Origin of the sequence: Plantactinospora sp. B24E8 (assembly GCF_039871735.1) — a bacterium.
Classification (GTDB): Bacteria; Actinomycetota; Actinomycetes; order Mycobacteriales; family Micromonosporaceae; genus Plantactinospora.
Genome location: NZ_JBDPMH010000051.1, coordinates 1 through 21,058, shown reverse-complemented (window position 1 = coordinate 21,058; position 21,058 = coordinate 1). Strand labels below are relative to the sequence as shown.

The following is a 21,058-nucleotide window of genomic DNA, read 5'->3' as shown; positions in this document are numbered from 1 at the left end:
CCAGGGTCGGGTCAGCGCGACCCGACCAACCCCGTCTCGTACGCGACGATGACCGCCTGCACCCGGTCCCGCAGGTGCAGTTTGCTCAACACGTTGCTGACATGGGTCTTCACCGTGTGTTCGCTGACCGTCAGCGCCGCCGCGATCTCCGCGTTGGACAGCCCCCGGCCGAGCAGCCGCAACGTCTCCCGCTCCCGCCCGGTGAGCCCGGCCAGCCGCTCGGCCGACGGGCCCTCCTGCCGGGGGCGGTGCCGGATCAGGTCGGCGATCAACCGGCCGGTCACCGTCGGGGCGAGCAGGGCCGCCCCGGCCGCCACCACCCGTACCGCGTGTACCAGGTCGTCCCGGCGCACGCTCTTGAGCAGGAAGCCGCTCGCGCCGGCGTAGAGCGCGTCGTAGACGTAGTCGTCCCGGTCGAAGGTGGTCAGCATCACCACCCGGGTACGGGTCTCGGCGCAGACGATCCGGGCCGCCTCGATCCCGTCCATGGTCGGCATCCGGACGTCGAGCAGCGCCACCTCGGGCCGGTGCCAGCGGATCCGCTCGACCGCCTCGGCACCGTCGGCCGCCTCGGCCACCACGCTGATGTCCGGTTGCGCGTCAAGGATCGCCGCGAACCCGCTGCGGACAAGTTCCTGGTCGTCGGCGAGGACCACCCGGATCGTCCCGCCCTCCGGCGTGCTCCCCACCGGCACCTCCTCCGTCACCCCGTCGCCTCCCTGCCGGCCACTGCCGGCCATCGGCCACTGCCTGCCGTCCGGCCGCTGCGTCATCGACCGCCGCCGGCCAGCGGCAACCGGGCACGGACCCGGAAACCGGACTGCCCCGGTCCCATCTCGGCGGTGCCGCCACAGGCCGCCGCACGTTGCCGGATCCCGGCCAGCCCGTGCCCGCCCCAACGACCGGGGCCACCGTTCGGCCCGAGTCCACCGTCAACCGCTGCTGCCCGGCCTGCGCCGTCGTCGGTGACGGTGAGGACAAGCTCGTCGTCGGTCCAGTCGAGGCGTACCTCGGCCGAGCTGGCCGCCGCGTGTTTCAGCGTGTTGGTCAACGCCTCCTGGACGATGCGGTAACCGGCGGTCTCGGCACCGACCGGCAGCGGCCGTGCCGTGCCGTGCACGGTCAACCCGACCGGCAGGCCGGTGCCGCGTACCTGGTCCACCAGCGCCGCAATCCCGGCCACCGTCGGCGGCGGCACCCGGACGCCGACGTCCGACGCGGACCTGAGCGCGCCCAGGGTCCGGGACAGCTCCTCCATCGCCGACCGGCCGGCCTCGGCGATCACGTCGAAGGCCCGTTCGGCCCGCCGCGGCTCGGTACGCAGCAGCACCGGTCCCGCCTCGGCCTGCACCACCATCACACTCACCGCGTGCGCGAGCACGTCGTGCATGTCCCCGGCGATCCGGTTCCGCTCCTCGGCCGCGGCCCGGGCGGCGTCCGCCTCCCGTCCGCGTTCCAGCTCCGCCGCCCGCTGCGCCACCGCCACGATCCGGGCCCGGTTCGTCCGGGCCAGCGTGCCGAGCAGGTACGCGGTCAGCGGCAGCAGCATGGTGAACATGAACTCGGCGAGCGTGTTGCGTTTCAGCAGGAAGGACGCGGGCGGAAAGGTGAGCAGGATGACCCAGAGGAAGAGCCGCCGCTGCCACGGTCGACCGCGGTCGGCAATGGTGTAGATCACGACCAGACCGCTGTACTGCAGCATCTGCCCGGGCCGGTGGTGCAGTGAGACCAGCGCGGCGAAGACGTACACCAGCACCGCCACCGTGAACGGGGCCCGCCGTCGCCAGATCAGCGGCAGCACCGTACCCACGTTCAGGACGACGCCGAGCAGGGTCACGTGCCCCGGCGGCGAGGTCAGGAACGGCACCGACAGTGGTACGGCGACCGCGGCGGCCAACGCGCCGTCGACGACGTACGGGTTGGTGTTCCGGAGGCGGTCGACCACCCAGGCCAGCAGCGACGACGGTACGGACATGGACCCAAGTATGGGTGCGGGGGCGGAGTCAGCCTCCCCGCCCCGTACCCGCGTCCCGGTCGGCGAGTTCGTCCGTGATCAGCGACGCGGACTCCAGCCGTCCGCTCCGGTACGCCGCCCGGCCGATCATCTGCGCGGCGAGTGGCGCGGTGGCCAACTGGAACACCCCGATCAGCACCAGGGTGGCCAGGACGGCGCCGCTACGCAGACTCGCCGCCAACGCGCCCAGATTCAGCAGGGCCCCGAGAACCTGCGGTTTTGTCACGGCGTGCATCCGCGAGAGCACGTCCGGAAAGCGGACCAGACCGATCCCGGCGGCCAGGCTGAGCAGCCCGCCGGCGATCAGGCAGCCTGCGGTCACGACGTCCCAGACCGCCGCGCCGGTCACGCCTCCTCCCCGGCGGCGAAGCGGACCAGGGCGACCGTGCCGACGAAGCCCAACATGGCGAGGGCGAGCAGGATCGGCAGCGTGCTGGTGTGACGGTTCAGGGCCGCCTCCGCACCGAGCACCGCGACCAGGATCGACACCAACGCTTCCAGGGCCACCACCCGGTCCAGTGGTCCGGGCCCGCGGACCACCCGGGTCAGGGCCAGCAGCACGGCGGTCGAGAGCAGGACGGAGATGACGACGGCGACGGCGTTCACGGGGTACCTCCCGGTTCGGTGTGGTGGGTGGACGACAGTTGACGCAGCTCCGCGGCGGAGCCGAGCGCACGGACGAGCCGGGTTTCCAGGGCCAGGATCCGGGCCCGGTCCGCCGCCAGGTCGCCATCGACGTCGAAGACGTGCGCGTACAGGGTGCCGCTCTCCCGGTCCACGTCGACGATGAGCGTGCCGGGGACCAGGGACACCAGTTCGGCGGTGAGCGTCAGGTTGAGGTCGGTGCGGACCCGCAGTCGCACCGCGATGATCGCGTTGCGGGGCCAGGGGCCGGGGCGCAGCGCGGCCCAGGCGACCTGGACGCTCGCGACCACCAGTTCGACGACGAACCGGGCGACGAGGTGGGCCAGGGCCAGTGGCCTGACCCGGCCGTCGAAGGTGACCCGGGGTAGCGGGAACACGGCCAGTACGACGACGGCGACCAGCGCCCCGCCGACCAGGTTGCCCCAGGTGAACTCGCCCCACAGCAGACCCCAGGCGACCACCAGCCAGCCGGCGGTGAGCACCTGGTCCCGGGCACGGCGCCAGTTCAGTCGCCCGTCCCCGGCCCGCCCCGGCTCGGACCGTACCGCCCTGGGCCGGTCGCCCCGGTGCCGGTCCGCCCGCCCGGTCACGGTCCGTCCCCGGGCAGGACGGCTTCGACGTACGGCAGGCGGAGACGCAGGTCCTCGGCGGCCTCGACACCGATGTCGAAGATCGGCCCGGCGCCGACGGTCAACCCCAGACCGAGCAGGACCAGGACCGTGGTGGCACCGACCATCAGCGCCGGCAGGCCGGGAGCCGCGTCCGGGTCGGCCAGCCGGGGAGCACGCCAGAACGCCAGGTTCCACGCCCGCGTGGTCGCGTAGAGGGTGAGCAGGCTGGTCAGCGAACCGGCGGCCACCAGCAGCCCGGGTAGCAGTCCGCCGGCGTCCACCCCGGCCCGCAGCAGCCCCAGCTTGCCCAGGAAGCCGGAGAACGGTGGCACGCCGGCCAGGTTCAACGCCGGTACGAAGAACATGATCCCGAGCAGCGGGGCCAGCCGGGCCAGTCCGCCGATCCGGTCCAGGTGGGTGCTGCCGGTCCGCCGCTCCACCAGGCCGACGGCCAGGAAGAGGGTGGTCTGGATGGTGATGTGGTGCACCACGTAGTAGACCGCCCCGGCAAGGCCGGCCACCGAACCCAGCGCGACTCCGAAGAGCAGATAGCCGATGTGGCTGACCAGGGTGAACGACAGCAGTCGCTTGAGGTCGTTCTGGGCGACCGCGCCGAGAATGCCGACCAGCATGGTCAACAGGGCCGCCACCATCAGGAGGCCGTCAGTCCGGCCGTCCGGGAAGAGCAGCGTCTCGCTTCTGATGATCGCGTAGACGCCGACCTTGGTCAGCAGGCCGGCGAAGACCGCGGTGACCGGGGCCGGTGCGGTCGGATAGCTGTCCGGCAACCAGGCGGAGAGTGGAAAGACCGCCGCCTTGATGCCGAAGGCGAGCAGCAGTACGAGCTGCAGCGCCAGCCGGAGATCGTCGGGGAGCGCGTCGAGCCGGCTGGCGAGCTGCGCCATGTTCACCGTTCCGGTGGCCGCGTAGACCAGGCCGACGCCGGTCAGGAAGATCAGCGACGACAGGAGGCTGACCAGGACGTACGTCGTACCAGCCCGGGTGCGTGCCTCGGTGCCGCCGAGGGTCAGCAGCACATAGCTGGCAGCCAGCAGGATCTCGAAGCCGACGAAGAGGTTGAACAGGTCGCCGGCGAGAAAGGCGTTGGTCACGCCGGCGGTCAGCACCAGGAAGGTGGGGTGGTAGATGACCACCGGACTGTGTTGTCCGGGATCCGCCCGACCCTCGCCGACGGAGTAGAGCAGCACGCAGAGGGTCACCGCCACCGAGACCGCCAGCATCAGCGCGGCCAGTTGGTCGGCGACCAGGACGATGCCGACCGGCGACGGCCAGCCCCCGATCCGGACGACCTGCGGGCCGGACCGGTAGGCGTACCAGAGCAACAGCACCGCCACCACGAGGGTGGCGCCCAGGGCGGCGACGCTGATCGTCCGCTGCAGGACGGGACGGCGGACCAGGACGAGGGTGAGCGCCGCCCCCAGCAGTGGAAGGGCCACCGGCAACGGGACCAGGAAGGTCATCGGGGTCCCGCCGTCCCGCCCGGCGGCTGCGGCGGTTCCGTCGCCGGACCGTCGAACCGGCGGGGCGGCGGTTCCGGGTCGACCTGTTCGGGATCAAGACCGCCGAACCCGTCCGGTGCCAGCGGCCCCTCGGTGGTGCTGTCGTCCGGTCCCGAGACCTGATCCCGCTCGGCCCGGCGAACGATCCGACGGTCCTCCGGGTCGTCCCGCACCTCGTCGTGCCCGATCAACTGCCAACTCCGGTACGCCAACGCGAGCAGGAACGCGGTGAGGCCGAGGGTGATCACGATCGCGGTGAGGATCATCGCCTCGGGCAGCGGGTCGGCCATCTCCTCGGCGGGCGTGATGCCGACGATCGGTACCCCACCGGGGTGGCCGGCGAGCAACAGGAGCAGGTTGACCCCGTTGCCGAACAGGATGACGCCGAGCAGCGCCCGGCTGAGGCTGCGTTCCATCAGCAGGATGGCGCCGGTGGCGAAGAGCACGCCGACGACAACCACCAGCACCACGTCCGGCGTCATCCGCGTACCCCGGGGGTCTGCTCTCCGGAGGTGCGCAGTCCGCCACCCGGCGCCTCCTCCACCTCGATCTGGTGGTCCACCTCGGCGCCGAGGCTGCGCAGGATGTCGAGCGCCAGGCCGACCACGACCAGGTACACACCGATGTCGAAGAAGACCGAGGTGACCAGGTGCACGTCGCCGACCAGCGGCAGGTGCACGTCGACCCGGGCGCTCTGCAGCACCTGGCCGCCGAGCGGCAGCGCGAGCAGTCCGGTGCCGATCGCGAACAGCAGACCCGTTCCGAGCACCACACTGGCGTCGACGGGGGCCGCCTGGTCCAGTTCGTGTCGTCCTCCGGCGAGGTAGCGGAGCGCGAGCGCGAGGCCGGCCACCAGCCCTCCGGTGAAACCGCCGCCGGGGCCGTTGTGCCCGGACCAGAGCAGGAAGATGGAGAAGATCACGATGGTGTGGAAGATCAGCCGGACGACAACCTCCAGCACGATCGACCGGCGTCGGATGTGCAGGGTCGATCCGGCCCGCAGCCAGACCCGCTCCGGCCCGGGCGCCGGCAGGTCCGGCCGGCGGGCACGGGACGGGCGCCGGCGGAACTGGAAGATCAGGCTGGCCACTCCGGTGCCAGCGACGACCAGCACCGAGATCTCCCCCAGGGTGTCCCAGGCCCGGATGTCGACCAGGATCACGTTGACCACGTTGCGCCCGTACCCGAAGTCCCGGGCGAGTTGGGGGAAGTTCTCGGAGACCGGCGCGGCCTGCCGGCTGGCCCGGGCGACCAGGACGAGTCCGGCCATCACCGTGCCGACCGCCAGACCGAGTCCGATCCGTCCCCACCGGATGCGGCGCAGCCGCCGGCGGGAGAAATGCGTCGGTAGCCGGCGCAGCACCAACACGAAGATCACGATGGTGACCGTCTCGACCAGGAACTGGGTCAGCGCCACCTCCGGCGCGCCGTGCAGCAGGAAGAGCAGACCGGTGCCGTATCCGGTCAGCCCGACCAGGATCACCGCGGTGAGCCGGCGGCGGGCCCGGACGGCGAGCACCGCCGCCACCACCAGCACCACGCCGACGACCGCCTGGAGCGGGTTCTCCCAGTGCGCGGCCACGTGCGGCCGGACGTCTCCGAACAGCAGTACGCCGCCGGGCCCGACGACCAGGACCAGCAGGATGATGCCGAGATACTGCGGCAGCGAGCCGCGTTGGGTCGCCCCGGTCACCTCGACGGCGAGCCGGTCGAGGACCCGGGCGACGTACTGGTAGGCGGTGTCGCCGTCGAACGGTGCCCGCAGCCGGGCCAGGGCTGGACGAACCGGGCGGAAGAGCACGAAGAGCAGCAGGCCGCCGGCAAGGGCGGTGGCCGACAGGCCGAGCGCCAGCCCCGGGCCGTGCCAGAGCGCCAGGTGGTGGTCGGTGGCCCCGAACACCCCGGGGTACGTGCGAAGCGCCTCGCCGACTCCGCCGGCGAACGGGCCGAGCGCCAGCCCGGCGACGGCCAGCGCGGCGGCCGGCAGCAGCAGGACCGGCTCGACCGGGCGGGTCGGGGTCGGCTCGGCACCGGGTCGGTCGGCGAAGGCGCCCCAGACGAACCGGGCCGTGTAACCGGCGGTCAGCGCCGAACCCGCGACCAGGGCGGCGAGCAACGGCGGGTCGCCGACGAACGCCTCGAAGACCGCCTCCTTGGCGACGAAGCCGAGCAGTGGCGGCACTCCGGCCATCGAGGCGGCGGCGAGCAGCGCGACCGCGCCGACCAGCGGCATCCGCCGCCACAGCCCGGACAGCACGGTCAGGTCCCGGGTGCCGGCCCGTTGGTCGACGATCCCGACCACGAGGAAGAGTGTGGCCTTGAACAGGGCGTGCGCCAGCAGCAGTGTGGTTCCGGCGAGGGCGGCGTCGGGGTCGCCGGCGGCGACCAGCACGGTCAGCATCCCGAGCTGGCTGATCGTGCCGTACGCCAGCAGCAGCTTGAGGTCGACCTGCCGCAGCGCGGCCCAGCCGCCGAGCAGCATGGTGCCGGCACCGGCGACGAAGAGCAGGGGGCGCCACGGACCGACGTCGGCGTAAACCGGGGCGAGCAGGGCCACCAGGTAGATCCCGGCCTTGACCATCGCGGCGGCGTGCAGGTAGGCGCTGACCGGCGTCGGCGCGGCCATCGCGGCCGGTAGCCAGAAACTGGCGGGGAAGAGCGCCGACTTGGTGACCACACCGGCGACGATCAGCAGCACTGCCACGACCAGGTAGGCCCCGCCCGACGGCGGGCGGGCCTCGATCTCCGACCAGCGGTACGTGCCGGCGTGCTCGCCGACGAGGATGAAGCCGACCAGCATGGCCAGCCCGCCCAGGGTGGTGACGATCAGCGCCTGGGTGGCGGCGCGACGGCTGGCCGCCTGCTCCGGGTGCTGTCCGATCAGCAGGTACGAGCAGACACTGGTCAGTTCCCAGAAAACGTAGAGCAGCAGCAGGTTGTCGGCGACGACCACGCCGAGCATGGCGCCGACGAAGCAGACGAAGATCGCGACGAACCGCCCGAGGCCGGGCTCGTCCGCGTCGAAGTAGCCGGCGCAGTAGACCAGTACCAGGGCGCCGATCCCGCCGACCAGCACCACCATCAGCCAGGAGAGGGTGGTGACCCGCAGGGCCAGGTCGAGCCCGAGCCCCGGCACCCACGGGTACGTCTCGACGACCGCACCGCCGTCGGTGACCCGGGCGGTGTGTCCGACCGCCCAGCCGAGCGCCGCGGCCGGGGCGAGCGCGAGCGGGTAGCAGGCACGTCGCCCCCAGCACCGGACCAGCACGGGTGCGACGGAGGCCGCCCCGAACTGGAGGGCCAGCAGCACCAGCATCAACACTCCCGGTGGTGTCGGCGCGGATTCCCGGCGGAGATCCCGGACTCACCGCCCCGGCGCCTCACCAAGGATCAGACGACACGGCCGCCGACAAAGACGGCGGTTTGCCGGAATCAACCCCGACACCGACCCGGCCCGCCCCGGTCGGCGCGGGGTCGCGGGACGACACCGCCGGCAGGTGCCGGGCGGAGTGCGATCGTCAGCAGACGGCGCAGGGCGAGTCGACCGGGTGCGGGCCGGCCACGACGCCGTCCGGGGTGCTGTGCACCGCCAGGTCCGGCCGGCCGAGTTGGCGGACCACCTGGTTGATCACCTGTTGGGCGGCGGCGAGTGACCGTCGGGGCAGCACCCGGCCGTGGGCCTCGCGACGCAGCACGAGGGCGTGCACGGCGGCCCGGACCCGGGCCCGGTCGGCGGCGCTGGCGGCGGTGGTGTCGGCGACCAGGTGCCGCAGGGTCACCGCGAGCCGCTCGACGAGTTCGAGGTCGGGCCCGCGCAGCGCGGTCCGCGCCACGGACAGGTACGTCTCCACCCGTCGGGCCAGCACGTCGGTCTCGCCCCCGCCGACCTCCGGTACGGCGGACACCGCCGCGGCCCCCGGTACGGCGGACGTGGCCGGGGCGTCGCCAACCATCGGGATGTCGCGCGGAACGCTGGTCATCCGGGCCCCCTCGGCACGACTCAGGTTTCGGCGAAGTTACTTTAGGTCGCACACCTACCGCAAGCAGTTAAGTGAGACTTAGCCCTCATCTCCGGCGATACCAACGATCAAACAGGTACCGATCCCCCATTCCGCCAGGATCGGGACCATCCGTGCCGCGCCGAATGTCGGACCGACCGGGCAGGATTGGCGGGTGACCGACGTGCTGCAGCCGTTCGGGGCGGCGACCCGGGAGTGGTTCGCCGCCGCGTTCGCCGCGCCCACCGACGCCCAGGCCGGGGCGTGGCGGGCGATCGGCGGTGGGCACAACGCCCTGGTGGTCGCACCGACCGGATCCGGCAAGACCCTGGCCGCCTTCCTCTGGTCGCTGGACCAGTTGGCCCGCCGGCCGGCACCCGACGACCCGCGACAGCGCTGTCGGGTGCTCTACGTCAGCCCGCTCAAGGCGCTCGCCGTCGACGTCGAACGCAACCTCCGCGCTCCGTTGACCGGGATCCGGCACGCCGCGTCCCGGCTCGGTCTGCCGCCACCCGAGATCACCGTCGGGATGCGGACCGGCGACACCCCGGCCGACGAGCGCCGGGCGTTCGCCCGTACCCCGCCGGACATCCTGATCACCACTCCGGAGTCGCTCTTCCTGCTGCTCACCTCGGCCGCCCGGGACTCGCTGCGCGGTGTCGAGACGGTGATCGTCGACGAGGTGCACGCGGTGGCCGGCACCAAGCGCGGCGCCCACCTGGCGCTCTCCCTGGAGCGGCTGGACGCGCTGCTGCCCGCCCCGGCGCAGCGGATCGGGCTGAGCGCCACCGTCCGGCCGATCGAGACCACCGCCCGGTTCCTCGGCGGCGCCCGCCCGGTGACCGTGGTGCAGCCGGCCACCGCGAAGACCATCGAGGTCAGCGTCGAGGTGCCGGTCGAGGACATGACCCGGCTCGACGAGCAGCCGGAGCCGGACGACGACGGGCTCGGCGTACCCCGCCGGGCGTCGATCTGGCCGGCCGTCGAGGAACGGGTGTACGCGCTGGTCCGGGCCCACCGTTCGACAATCGTCTTCACCAACTCGCGGCGCAGCGCCGAACGGCTCTGCGCCCGGCTCAACGAGCTGGCGGCGGAGGAGTCCGAGGGGGCCCGGCCGTTGCCCCCGGACCGGCTGCCGGCGGAGATCATGGCGCAGTCCGGGGCGGCGGCCGGCGCACCGCCGGTGATCGCCCGGGCCCACCACGGCAGCGTCTCCCGGGAGGAACGCCAGCACATCGAGGAGGCGCTCAAGTCCGGTCAGCTGCCGGCCGTGGTCGCCACCTCCAGCCTGGAGCTCGGCATCGACATGGGCGCGGTCGACCTGGTCGTGCAGATCGAGGCGCCGCCGAGCGTCGCGGCCGGGCTGCAGCGGGTCGGCCGGGCCGGGCACCAGGTCGGCGCGGTCTCCCGGGGGGTGGTCTTCCCGAAGCACCGGGGCGACCTGCTCAGCTGTGCGGTGGTCGCGGAACGGATGACCGACGGCACGATCGAGGAGCTGCACTATCCGCGCAACCCGCTGGACGTGCTCGCCCAGCAGGTGGTCGCGATGGTCGCGCTCGACGAGTGGCGGCTCGGCGACCTGGCGGCCCTGGTCCGTCGGGCGGCGCCCTTCGCCGAGCTGCCCGACTCGGCCTTGCACGCCGTACTCGACATGCTCTCCGGGCGCTATCCGTCGACCGCCTTCGCCGAGCTGCGGCCCCGGCTGGTCTGGGACCGGGCGGCCGACGTGCTCACCGGCCGGCCGGGCGCGCAGCGGCTCGCGGTGACCAGCGGCGGCACCATTCCGGACCGGGGACTCTTCGGCGTCTTCCTGGCCGGTGCCCAGCGTGCCGCTCGGGTCGGCGAACTCGACGAGGAGATGGTCTACGAGTCCCGGGTCGGCGACGTCTTCCTGCTCGGCTCGTCGTCGTGGCGGATCGAGGACATCACCCCGGACCGGGTGCTGGTCTCCCCCGCCCCCGGGCAGGCGGCCCGGATGCCGTTCTGGAAGGGTGACCAGCTCGGCCGCCCGGTGGAACTGGGCCGGGCGATCGGTGCCCGGCTGCGCGGGCTGGTCCGGGCCGGCGACGACGAGACGGCCCGGGCCGGGCTGCGCGCCGGTGGGCTGGACGACTGGGCGGCCGGCAACCTGGTGGCGTACCTGCGTGAGCAGCAGGCGGCGACCCGGTCGGTGCCGGACGACCGGACGGTGCTGGTCGAACGCTTCCGCGACGAGCTCGGCGACTGGCGGCTGACCGTGCACTGCGTGCTCGGGGCACGGGTCAACGGCCCGTGGGCGCTGGCCATCGGCCGCCGGCTCGCGCAGCGGTACGGCGTCGACGCCCAGGTGGTCCCCTCCGACGACGGCATCGTGATCCGGTTGCCGGACACCGCCGAGGATCCGCCCGGCGCCGACCTGGTCGCCTTCGACCCGGAGGAGATCGCCGGGCTGGTCGAGGAGTCGGTAGGCGCCTCGGCGCTGTTCGCCGCCCGGTTCCGGGAGTGTGCCGCCCGGGCGCTGCTGCTACCCCGCCGCGACCCGCGCCGCCGCCAGCCGCTCTGGCAGCAGCGGCAGCGCGCCGCCCAACTGCTCGACGTGGCCCGCGAGTACGCCGACTTCCCGATCACCCTGGAGGCGGCCCGGGAGTGCCTGCAGGACGTCTTCGACCTGCCCGGCCTGGTGGCCCTGATGCGGGAGGTGGCCGCCCGCAGGGTCCGGCTGGTCGAGGTGGAGACGCCCCGGCCGTCGCCGTTCGCCCGGTCGCTGCTCTTCGGTTACGTCGGCGCCTTCCTCTACGAGGGCGACGCCCCGCTGGCCGAACGCCGGGCCGCCGCGCTGGCCCTGGACTCGGCCCTGCTCGGCGAGCTGCTCGGCCGGGTCGACCTGCGGGAGCTGCTGGACCCGGGCGTGGTCGCCGAGACCGAACGACAGCTGCGCTGGCTGACCGAGCAGCGCCGCCCCCGCGACGCCGAGGACGTGGTCGAGCTGCTCCGGCTGCTCGGTGACCTCTCCGACGAGGAGTTGACCGGACGCGGGGTCGCGCCGGACTGGCTGACCGGGTTGGCCGGGGCGCGGCGGATCCTGCGGGTCCGGGTCGCCGGCGAGGAGCGCTGGATCGGGGTCGAGGACGCCGGCCGGTACGCCGACGCGCTCGGCGTGGCGCTGCCGGTCGGGGTCGCGCAGGCGTACCTGGAACCGGTGGCCGACCCGCTCGGAGATCTGGTCGCCCGGTACGCCCGCACGCACGGCCCGTTCGCGGCGGCGACCTGCGCGGCCCGGTTCGGGCTCGGGGTTTTTGTGGTCGAACAGACGCTGCGCCGCCTCGGCGCCGACGGACGGGTGGTCTCCGGGGAGTTCTCGCCGACCGGCACCGGCACCGAGTGGTGCGACGCGGAGGTGCTGCGGCTGCTGCGCCGCCGCTCGCTCGCCGCGCTGCGCCGGGAGATCGAGCCGGTGCCGGCCCGGGTGCTGGCCGGCTTCCTGCCCCGCTGGCAGCAGGTCGGCGCGGCGGCCCGGGGGGTGGAGGCGGTCGCCGCCGTGCTGGAGCAGCTGCAGGGGGTCGCGGTGCCGGCCTCGGCGCTGGAGAGCCTGGTCCTGCCGGCCCGGGTCGCCGACTACTCCCCCGCCCACCTCGACGAACTCTGCGCCAGTGGTGAGGTGGTCTGGGCCGGCGCCGGGGCGATCGGCCGGGGGGACGGCTGGCTGACCCTGGCGTACGCCGACACCGCACCGCTGCTGCTGCCCCCGCCCGACGAGGCGCTGACCCTGACCCCGCTGCACGAGGCGGTGCTGGCAGCGCTCGCCGACGGGCAGGCGCTGTTCTTCCGGTCGCTGGCCGACCGGGTCGGCACCGCGCTGCCCGAGTCGGGGCTGGTCGGGGACGAGGCACTGGTCGGCGCGGTCTGGGACCTGGTCTGGGCCGGCTGGCTGACCAACGACACCCTGGCGCCGCTGCGGGCGCTGCTCGGCGGCGGGGGTGCGCACCGGGTCCGGGCCGGTGCGCCCCGGACCCGCTTCCGGCGCCCGGGGCGGCCGACGATGCCGACCCGGACCGGGCCGCCGACGATGGCCGGACGCTGGTCGCGGCTGCCCGACCGGGACACCGACCCGACCCGGCGGGCCGCCGCCCTCGCCGACGTGCTGCTGGAACGGCACGGGGTGGTGACCCGGGGGGCGGTGGTCGCCGAGGGCGTCCCGGGCGGGTTCGCCGCCGTCTATCCGGTGCTGGCCGCGCTGGAGGAACGCGGCGCGGCCCGGCGCGGCTATTTTGTCGAGGGGCTCGGCGCCGCGCAGTTCGCGGTCCCGGGTGCGGTGGACCGGCTGCGGGCGCTGGCCGAGCCGGAGGAGTCGGTACGCCGGTCCGGGGTGCTGGCCCGGGTGCTGGCCGCCACCGACCCGGCCAACCCGTACGGCGCCGCGCTGCCCTGGCCACCCCGGGTCGTCGACTCCGGGGACGGGACCGTCGAGCCGGGCGGCTCCGCGACCGGGCACCGGGCCGGGCGGAAGGCGGGTGCCCTGGTCGTGCTGGTCGGCGGCGAGCTCGTGCTGTACGTCGAACGGGGCGGCCGTACCCTGCTCTCCTTTGTGGACGACGCGGAGGCGCTGGCCGCCGCGGCCCGGGCGCTCGCCTCGGCGGTCGGCTCCGGCGCGCTCGGCGTACTCGCGGTGGAACGGGCCGACGGCGGTTCCGTGCACGCCTCCCCGCTGCGGGACGCGCTCACCGCCGCCGGTTTCCGGACCACCCCGCGCGGTCTGCGACTACGGGGTTGAGCCGCACCGGGCAGCTGGTGACGCCGCCCCGGCAGCCGGTAATCGGCTTGCGACCGCCGATAGCCTGACCTCAGCATGATCGACAATTCGTCAACGGGTCGGGTGCGGACAGTGGCACGACAGCGGGTCGGGCGGGGCGGACCGGGCGGCACACCCGCCCCGTACCGTGGCCCGGGATGGTTGCGGTCCCCGACGCTCGGGGTCGACGTCGGCGGGGTGATCGTCGCACTCTCCGGTCGGGACGAGGACACCTCGTTCTTCGGCAGTCGACCCCTGGAGACCCCGGCCACGGCGGGGGTCTTCGAGGCGCTCGCCGCGCTGACCACCGGACTCTTCGCCGGACGGGTGCACGTCGTCTCCAAGGCCGGCCCGAAGGTCGCCGCCAACACCCGCGCCTGGCTGGAGCACCACGACTTCGCCGACCGCACCGGCATCCCCACCGACAACCTGCACTTCGTACGGGAACGGCGGGACAAGGCGCCGGTCTGTCAGCGCCTCGGGGTCACCCACTTCGTGGACGACCGTCTCGACGTGCTGGCGCATCTGGAGACGGTGCCGCACCGCTACCTGTTCCGGGGTGGGACCGGCGAGCAGCTGGCCGATCCGGCACTGCCCGACTGGGCCACCCCGGTCGACAGTTGGGCGGAGGTGGTCACCCTGATCCGGGAATCGCTCGCCCCACCCTCCTGACCGACGGTCGCCGGCGGCGCGCGTTCAGCCCTGGTGACGGCCCCACTGTCCACGGTGGATGACCGCTTCGGCGCCACGTCGACGTCCGGCGACCGTCGGGTTCTGCGGAGGCAGGTCGTCGGCGCGGTAGCCGACACAGATGCCGCCGATCGGGGCGTACTCGTCGGGGATCCCGAACTCGGCCTTGAACGCGGCCGTGTGCGCGGGCACCTCCACCTCGGGGTCGAAGTCGTCACCGGCCATCGGCATGATGCCGAAGAAGCAGGCACCCAGACCCTCGTCGACGGCGGTCAGCAGCATCATCAGCGAGGCCATCCCGGTGTCGACGTACCAGTACGGCGCCGGCCACCGGGCCTCGGCCCGGTCCGTCCAGCCCTTGTCGGCCTGGGCGTACCGGGCCAGGTACGCGGCCTTGTGCGCCAACGGCACCACGACCAGCGGCGCGTCCTGCATGCTCGGCGTCTGCGCGACCCGGGTCGGGACGAACGGCCAGAACCGGGCCCGGTCGGCCGGGTCGGTGAGCGCGAGGAAGGCCCAGCCCTGGGAGAAACCCGCCGACGGCGCACGCAACGCGCTGGCCAGGATCTTCTCGACGACCTCGGGACTCAGCGGGCGGTCGGAGTAGTGCCGCACCATCCGGCGTCGGCGGATCACCTCAGCGAACTCCATGTCGCCATCCTGCCAGGCGGGCCGGAGGCCGGCTCAGACGAGCGACGGCCGGTCCGGGTCCAGCAGTTCGCTGACCCTGCCCCGGTCGAGCGCGGCGACGAGTGCGTTCGTACCCGCAGTGACCTTGAGCCTGACCTCGGCCGGATGCAGCGGCACCAGGGCGAGCAGGTTGATCTCCGTACCGTCCGGCACGGTGATGGTGCGGGCCTCCGGCGGCACGTTCAGCATCGGCGTGACGACCACGCCGGCGAACGGCGTACCGTCCGCGTACGGCTCCGCCGGATCCCCGTTCGGTACGGAGTGCCACTCGCCGATCCAGGTCCCGTACTCGTGGGGCAGCCGGGCCACCTGCTTCAACACCCGCACCGGCCACCCGGTCGCGTCGTCGCGCAGCGCCTCCTGGGTCAGCGGCCAGTCCGCTGGCAGGCAGAGCACCAACTCGGCGTACGGGCTGATTCCGCTCCCCTCGGGCACGGTCATCGGCCGTTCGCTCATCCCCGACGTGACCAGGGTCTGGTACGGACGCTCGGCGGTGGGACCGATGACGTACACGTGCACCCCGACCAGGTGCGAGGCGAGCTCGTGCCAGACGAACGACACCGGTCCGAAGTGGGTGGTGAGGTGCGCGTCGATCGCCTCGGCCACCTGCGGCCGCTGACCCGCCGCCGCCACGAATCCGTCGTACCGCGGCTGGTGCCGCACGATTCCCGTACCTGTTGGGTCGCCCATGACCTGGCAGCCTAGACGACCGGTGGTCTGCGGCACGGGCGGTGGACAGGTTGACGGACGCCCGCTCGGGTCGGTCGTCGACGGGTACCCGGCCCGGCCGGTGACGCGCCCCGACGGGATGTTCGCGGCCCCGGACGACACTGCCGTTTGGGCTGGCGGCCAGGCTGGTCGATATGGCTGCGGACAACAGCGACCCTGCCACACGATCGTGGTAGCCGGTGCGGGTTCGTTGGTGACGAGGAATCGGAGAGGCCATGCCATTCGTGACAGTAGGGAACGAAAACTCCGCCCCGATCGACCTGTACTACGAGGACCACGGATCGGGCCAACCAATAGTCCTGATCCACGGTTTCCCGTACGGAGGTTCGTCCTGGGAGAAGCAACTCGGGCCACTGCTGTCCGCGGGATACCGGGTGATCACCTACGACCGGCGGGGCTTCGCCAACTCGAGCCAACCTGCCATGGGGTACGACTACGACACGTTCGCCGCCGATCTGGACATCCTGATGAGCGAGTTGGAACTGAACGACGCGATCCTGGTGGGTCACTCGATGGGCACCGGAGAGGTGGTCCACTACCTGGGCAAGTACGGGTCGGAGCGGGTGAGCCGGGCGATCGTGCTGAGCCCGCTCGCCCCGTTCCTGTTGAAGACCTCGGACAATCCGGAGGGGGTGGAGCAGAGCCTGTTCGACGGTTTCAAGAAGGCCGTGGTGGAGGACAGGTTCGCCTATCTGACCAGCTTCGTGACGGCCTTCTTCAGTTACGACGAGAACAAGGGCAAGCGGGTCAGCGAGGAGGCGTTCCGGGCACACTGGAACGTCGGCGCGCGGGCTTCCGGAATCGCCACGTTGCAGAGCATCGACGCCTGGCTGACGGATTTCCGGCCGGACCTGCCGCGGATCGACGTACCGCTGCTGATCGTCCAGGGTGACAAGGATGCCGTTCTGCCGTTCCCGGTGACCGGGCAGCGGTTGGCACCGATGGTGCCGGGCAGCAAACTCATCACCCTGAAGGGCGCGCCGCACGGGATCCCGTGGACCCACGCCGACGAGGTCAACAAGGCGATCCTGGAGTTCATCGGGGCGAAGACCCCGGCGACGTCCGGCAAGCGCTGAGCGCGACGAGCGGTCCCGGCCCTGGACAGTCGGGGCCGGGACCGGGACGCGTGGGCCAGCCCGGGCCCGGACACCGGGTGTCGGGCCGTCCCCCGTGACCCACCGGCACGTGACCCGCCTCGGAGGTTAGGCTAACCTAACGAAAGCTCGCGTGCCGGGGTGCCGGCGTCGGCGGGTACGAGTCGTCGCGCCCCGAAAGGCAGGCCGAGCCTGATGACCGAGGTCTCCACCATCACTCCCACGGTCGCCGCGTGGCGGCTCTTCCACACCGAGGTCGCCCGGCTGCGCCGGCTGAGCCCGTCCTTCCTCCGGGTGACCCTGACCGGAGCCGACCTGGACACCTTCGCCGACCCCGGCTACGACCAGCGGATCAAACTCGTCTTCCCGGTCCCGGTGCACGGCTTCACCCACCTGCCGGACGGCCCGGACTGGTACGCACGCTGGCGGGCACTCCCCACCGCTCTGCGTAACCCGTTCCGGACGTACACCACCCGGGCCGTCCGGCGGCACCTGCGGGAGGTGGACGTCGACATCGTGCTGCACGACGACGGCGGATCGTACGGCCCGCACGGCCCGGCGGCCCGCTGGGCGCTCGCCGCCCGCCCCGGCGACCGGGTCGTGGTCATGGGTCCGGAGCACCGCTACCCCGGCGACCACGGGGGTCGGGAGTTCCAACCGACCCTGACCGGACGCACCCTGCTGCTCGCCGGGGACGAGACGGCGGTGCCGGCGATCGCCGCGATCCTCGAACGGCTCCCGGCCGGCAGCCGGGGCGAGGCGCTGCTGGAGGTGCCGCTCCCGGAGGACCTCCTGGACCTGTCGGCCCCGCCGGGACTCACCGTCACCTGGCTGCCCCGCTCCGGCGCACCGCACGGCAGCCGGCTGATCCCGGCGGTCCGCGCGGCGGCCGAACGGCTGATCCCGACGTCGCCCGGGGCGACGGCCGGCGACGGCGCCACGCCGGACGACAGCGGGGTCGTCGACCCGGACGACGAACTGTGGGAGGTGCCGGTCGGGCTCTCCGGCGGCGGGCACTACGCCTGGCTGGCCGGCGAGTCCGGCGTGATCCGGGCCCTGCGCCGGCACCTGGTGACCGAACGCGGCCTGGACCGCGAGGCGGTGGCCTTCATGGGCTACTGGCGACTCGGCCGCGCCGACGACGCCGCCTGAGACCGGATCGACGTCCGCTCAGAGCCGGGGCGCCACCTCGGCGGCGATCAGGTCGAGGTGGTCCAGGTCGGCCAGGTCCAGCACCTGGAGGAAGAGGCGTTCCGCACCGTGCCGGGCGTACTCCTGGATCTGCTCGACCACCTGGTCCGGCGTACCGGCCACACCGGGACCGGCCCGCAGTTCGTCCGGATCCCGGCCGATCGCCTCGGCGCGCCGGCGTACCTCGGCGTCGGAGCGACCACAGACCACCGTGACGGCGGCGGAGAGCACCAGCGGCGCGCGGCCGGCCGCCGCCCGGCCGACCTGCTCGCTCGCCCGGGCCGCCGCCGCGTAGCTGCGGCCCACACTCTCCGCCGGCTCGAACGGCACGTTGAACTCGTCGGCGAACCGGGCGGCCAACATCGGGGTACGCCGTGGCCCCTTGCCCCCGATGATCACCGGCGGCGTCGGCGACTGCACCGGCTTCGGCAGCGCCGGCGAGTCGGTCAGCTGGTAGTACTTGCCCTGGTAGTCGAAGGTCCCGCCGAGCGGGGTACGCCACAGTCCGGTGACCACCTCGAGCTGCTCGGTCAGCCGGTCGAACCGCTCGCCGAACGGCGGGAACGGGATGCCGTACGCCCGGTGCTCCGGCTCGTGCCAGCCGGTGCCGAGGCCCAACTCGACCCGGCCGCCGCTCATCGCGTCGACCTGGGCGACGCTGATCGCCAGCAGGGCCGGGAGCCGGAACGTCGCCGAGGTGACCAGGGTGCCGAGCCGGATCCGGGAGGTCTGCACGGCCAACGCGGCCAGGGTCAGCCACGCGTCGGTCGGCCCCGGCAGCCCGTCCCCGCCCATGGCCAGGTAGTGGTCGGAGCGGAAGAAGCCGTCGAAGCCGCACTCCTCGGTGTGCCGGGCGATCCGGAGCAGGTCGTCGTACGACGCCCCCTGCTGGGGTTCGGTGAAGATACAGAGCCGCATACTGCTACCTAACCAGGGACGTCGGGAAGGGGCGGACGGGTGCCCGGGATCGTGGTACGTCCGGCGGCGCCACCGGACCGGAACGCGGTCGACGCGCTGCACGAACGGGAGTGGAGCGGGCCGTACGTGATCGCCCACGACGTCCGGTACGACCTGCGTGAGCTGCCCACCCTGGTCGCCGTCGACGCGGCCGGGGCGCTCCTCGGCACGCTCGTCTGGCGCCTCGACGAACGCGGTCTGGAGGTGGTGAGCGTGGTCGCCGACAAGCCTGGCGGCGGGGTCGGTACGAGGCTGCTCGCGGCCGCCGCCGACACGGCCCGCCAACACGGCGCGGACCGGCTGTGGCTGATCACCTCCAACGACAACCTGCGGGCACTGCGCTTCTACCAGCGACGTGGGCTGCGCATCGTCGCCGTCGACCCGGGGGCGGTGGACCGGGCCCGGCTGGTCAAGCCGACCATCCCGACCGTCGGCGAGGACGGCATCCCGCTGCACGACGAACTGGTGCTCGAACAGCGCCTGGCCGGCCCGGCCTGAGCCGCCCGCAGCGCCGCCGTCCGACCGCCCCAAGTCGGCGTCCCCGTCCGACCGGCCGGGTCGGCGTCCCGTCCCCGTCCAACGGCCGGGCCGGTCGGCGTCGGGCGATGCCATGACCGTGGTCGGCTCGTTGGCACGGTGAGGTCATCGGGTGGGAGGCCAGGTGCGCATTCGACGACACCAGCCGTGCCGGGGCGGGCGGTGCACGGATGGGTGAGGAGGCCGGTCGGTTGCTCCGCAGCCCGACCACGCCCCAACGGGCCACCTTTCTCGAACTCTTCCTCGATCTGGTCTTCGTCTTCGCACTCACCCGGATCTCGGCCCGGTTGATCGAGGACCTCACCGGTGACGGCGCACTCGCCGGCGTCGGCCAGTCCCTCCTGCTGTTCCTGGCCCTGTGGGTGGTCTGGGTACGGACGGTCTGGTCGACCAGTTGGCTGGAGCCGGAGACCCGGGTGATCCAGTCCGTCGTCGTGGTGACGGCGATCGGCGCCATGGTGATGGCCGTCTCGGTGCCCGACGGCTTCGGCGAGCGCGCCGGTCTCTTCGCCATCACGCTCGTGACCCTCCAGATCGGTCGGATCGTGTACTTCCAGATCGTCGGCCACGGCGGGCCGGACCCTCAGCAGGCCGTACGGAATCTGTTCTGGCTCGGCCTGGCCGCGCCGCTCTGGATCGTCGGCGGGCTGGTCGAACAGGGTACGGTCCGTGGCGCACTCTGGACGGTCGCGATAGTCGTCGACTGCGCCGGACTGCTCCTCGGGTGGCCGACCCCCGGACTCGGCGCGCATCGGGTCCGTATCGCCGCGACGGCGGCTGAACACCTGACCGAGCGGTACCAGCAGTTTCTTCTCATCTCGCTCGGCGAGGCGATCTTCGTCGTCGGGCTGGCCCTCAGCGGCAGCGCGTTCCACGCCGCGCAGACGGCCGGGTTCGCACTGGGGTTGACGAGCACCATCCTGCTCTGGCGGATCTACTTCCATCGGGCGGGCCGCCTGCTGGGCCCGGCGATCAGCCGATCCACCGACACCCCGCGCCTCGCCACCGAGGTGGCGTTCACCCACCTGGTCATGATCGCGGGAATCGTGCTGACCGGCGCCGGCTTCGAGTTGATCATCACGGCGCCGCTCGCAGGCTTTCGGGCGACCGGGCTCGTCGCCATCCTCGGCGGTCCCGCGCTCTTCCTCACCGGACGGCTGGCCGTCGAGTTCCAGATCTTCTCTTCAGTCGGGTTTCCCAGTCCCACACGGTCGGCATACTGGCCCTCGGTGTGCTGGCGCCGGCGACCCTCCAGATGCCACCGCTCGCCGCCGGCACGGCGGTCGTCCTCGTACTGCTCGGCGTCGCCGCCGCCGACACGCGCTCCCACGGCAGATCGCGGGACGAGCCGACACCGCCGATCTGACGGTGGCGCGCCCCGGTGCCGGGCCTCCCCCGCCCACCGACCCTCGTGGCCGGGCCGGACAGACCGTCGGCCACCGATCCTGGTCCGCCCGGCGAGCGGACCGGGACGCCGTACCCGGTCGTCTAGACGAGTAGTTCCGAAGTCAGGGGTCGATGTCCAGGCATGAGGAGAGGGCATCCAAGATCATGTTGTGACGCAAGACCTGGACACCCTCTTGACCGCACTGTACGTGAAGATCGACGACAGCA

18 protein-coding genes are annotated in these 21,058 nt (G+C 72.9%); 6 read left to right on the top strand and 12 right to left on the bottom strand.

All coding sequences use genetic code 11. The annotated features are described in order from the left end of the window. Nucleotides 1-11: 11 nt before the first annotated feature. The 9 genes from ABGB21_RS35305 to ABGB21_RS35265 form a co-directional block, all read right to left on the bottom strand. Nucleotides 12-689: a response regulator transcription factor gene (locus tag ABGB21_RS35305; RefSeq protein WP_347652109.1), complete on the bottom strand. Its 678-nt coding sequence runs from the start codon at nucleotides 687-689 to the stop codon at nucleotides 12-14. Nucleotides 690-769: 80 nt separating this feature from the next. Then, the gene (locus tag ABGB21_RS35300; protein ID WP_347681507.1) at nucleotides 770-1,975 is read right to left on the bottom strand and encodes a histidine kinase; all 1,206 of its coding nucleotides are present in this window, start codon (nucleotides 1,973-1,975) and stop codon (nucleotides 770-772) included. 28 nt (nucleotides 1,976-2,003) lie between these two features. Next, the gene (gene mnhG, locus ABGB21_RS35295; RefSeq protein ID WP_347652112.1) at nucleotides 2,004-2,363 is read right to left on the bottom strand and encodes a monovalent cation/H(+) antiporter subunit G; all 360 of its coding nucleotides are present in this window, start codon (nucleotides 2,361-2,363) and stop codon (nucleotides 2,004-2,006) included. Next, the gene (locus ABGB21_RS35290) at nucleotides 2,360-2,620 is read right to left on the bottom strand and encodes a monovalent cation/H+ antiporter complex subunit F (RefSeq protein WP_347652113.1); all 261 of its coding nucleotides are present in this window, start codon (nucleotides 2,618-2,620) and stop codon (nucleotides 2,360-2,362) included. The genes mnhG and ABGB21_RS35290 overlap by 4 nt, the downstream gene beginning before the upstream one ends. After that, the gene (locus ABGB21_RS35285) at nucleotides 2,617-3,168 is read right to left on the bottom strand and encodes a Na+/H+ antiporter subunit E (RefSeq protein ID WP_347681525.1); all 552 of its coding nucleotides are present in this window, start codon (nucleotides 3,166-3,168) and stop codon (nucleotides 2,617-2,619) included. The genes ABGB21_RS35290 and ABGB21_RS35285 overlap by 4 nt, the downstream gene beginning before the upstream one ends. A gap of 77 nt (nucleotides 3,169-3,245) precedes the next feature. Continuing rightward, nucleotides 3,246-4,751: a Na+/H+ antiporter subunit D gene (locus ABGB21_RS35280; RefSeq protein WP_347652114.1), complete on the bottom strand. Its 1,506-nt coding sequence runs from the start codon at nucleotides 4,749-4,751 to the stop codon at nucleotides 3,246-3,248. After that, nucleotides 4,748-5,272 (bottom strand): Na(+)/H(+) antiporter subunit C, encoded by a 525-nt coding sequence (locus ABGB21_RS35275; protein ID WP_347681506.1) that lies wholly within the window; start codon nucleotides 5,270-5,272, stop codon nucleotides 4,748-4,750. The genes ABGB21_RS35280 and ABGB21_RS35275 overlap by 4 nt, the downstream gene beginning before the upstream one ends. Further along, entirely contained in the window at nucleotides 5,269-8,106 is a 2,838-nt protein-coding gene (locus ABGB21_RS35270) for a Na+/H+ antiporter subunit A (protein WP_347681504.1), read from the bottom strand. Before ABGB21_RS35270 ends, ABGB21_RS35275 begins: the two co-directional genes overlap by 4 nt. Before the next feature lie 202 nt (nucleotides 8,107-8,308). Continuing rightward, nucleotides 8,309-8,770: a hypothetical protein gene (locus tag ABGB21_RS35265; RefSeq protein WP_347681502.1), complete on the bottom strand. Its 462-nt coding sequence runs from the start codon at nucleotides 8,768-8,770 to the stop codon at nucleotides 8,309-8,311. A 202-nt stretch (nucleotides 8,771-8,972) separates the two neighbouring features. Here ABGB21_RS35265 and ABGB21_RS35260 point away from each other — a divergent pair, with 202 nt between their 5' ends. Both ABGB21_RS35260 and ABGB21_RS35255 read left to right on the top strand, forming a co-directional pair. After that, nucleotides 8,973-13,538: an ATP-dependent helicase gene (locus ABGB21_RS35260; protein WP_347681523.1), complete on the top strand. Its 4,566-nt coding sequence runs from the start codon at nucleotides 8,973-8,975 to the stop codon at nucleotides 13,536-13,538. 111 nt (nucleotides 13,539-13,649) lie between these two features. After that, complete coding sequence (locus ABGB21_RS35255; RefSeq protein WP_347681500.1) at nucleotides 13,650-14,228, top strand: hypothetical protein; 579 nt, start codon at nucleotides 13,650-13,652, stop codon at nucleotides 14,226-14,228. Between the two features lie 24 nt (nucleotides 14,229-14,252). Here the strand turns inward: ABGB21_RS35255 and ABGB21_RS35250 are convergent, their stop codons facing one another. Beyond that, nucleotides 14,253-14,897, bottom strand: a complete 645-nt coding sequence (locus tag ABGB21_RS35250; protein ID WP_347652124.1) for a nitroreductase family protein — start codon at nucleotides 14,895-14,897, stop codon at nucleotides 14,253-14,255. 33 nt (nucleotides 14,898-14,930) lie between these two features. Beyond that, nucleotides 14,931-15,626, bottom strand: coding sequence for a suppressor of fused domain protein (locus tag ABGB21_RS35245; protein WP_347652126.1), 696 nt, complete (start codon nucleotides 15,624-15,626; stop codon nucleotides 14,931-14,933). A gap of 254 nt (nucleotides 15,627-15,880) precedes the next feature. Between ABGB21_RS35245 and ABGB21_RS35240 the strand changes: the two genes are divergently transcribed. Both ABGB21_RS35240 and ABGB21_RS35235 read left to right on the top strand, forming a co-directional pair. Further along, nucleotides 15,881-16,741, top strand: coding sequence for an alpha/beta hydrolase (locus ABGB21_RS35240; RefSeq protein ID WP_347652128.1), 861 nt, complete (start codon nucleotides 15,881-15,883; stop codon nucleotides 16,739-16,741). A 213-nt stretch (nucleotides 16,742-16,954) separates the two neighbouring features. Beyond that, nucleotides 16,955-17,911, top strand: a complete 957-nt coding sequence (locus ABGB21_RS35235; RefSeq protein WP_347652130.1) for a siderophore-interacting protein — start codon at nucleotides 16,955-16,957, stop codon at nucleotides 17,909-17,911. An 18-nt stretch (nucleotides 17,912-17,929) separates the two neighbouring features. Here ABGB21_RS35235 and ABGB21_RS35230 read toward each other — a convergent pair whose 3' ends face one another. After that, nucleotides 17,930-18,868 (bottom strand): LLM class F420-dependent oxidoreductase, encoded by a 939-nt coding sequence (locus ABGB21_RS35230; protein ID WP_347652131.1) that lies wholly within the window; start codon nucleotides 18,866-18,868, stop codon nucleotides 17,930-17,932. Between the two features lie 39 nt (nucleotides 18,869-18,907). Between ABGB21_RS35230 and ABGB21_RS35225 the strand changes: the two genes are divergently transcribed. Together ABGB21_RS35225 and ABGB21_RS35220 are read left to right on the top strand one after the other, a co-directional pair. After that, complete coding sequence (locus ABGB21_RS35225) at nucleotides 18,908-19,405, top strand: GNAT family N-acetyltransferase (RefSeq protein WP_347652132.1); 498 nt, start codon at nucleotides 18,908-18,910, stop codon at nucleotides 19,403-19,405. Between the two features lie 209 nt (nucleotides 19,406-19,614). Next, nucleotides 19,615-20,976, top strand: coding sequence for a low temperature requirement protein A (locus tag ABGB21_RS35220; protein ID WP_347681498.1), 1,362 nt, complete (start codon nucleotides 19,615-19,617; stop codon nucleotides 20,974-20,976). Nucleotides 20,977-21,058 lie beyond the last annotated feature (82 nt).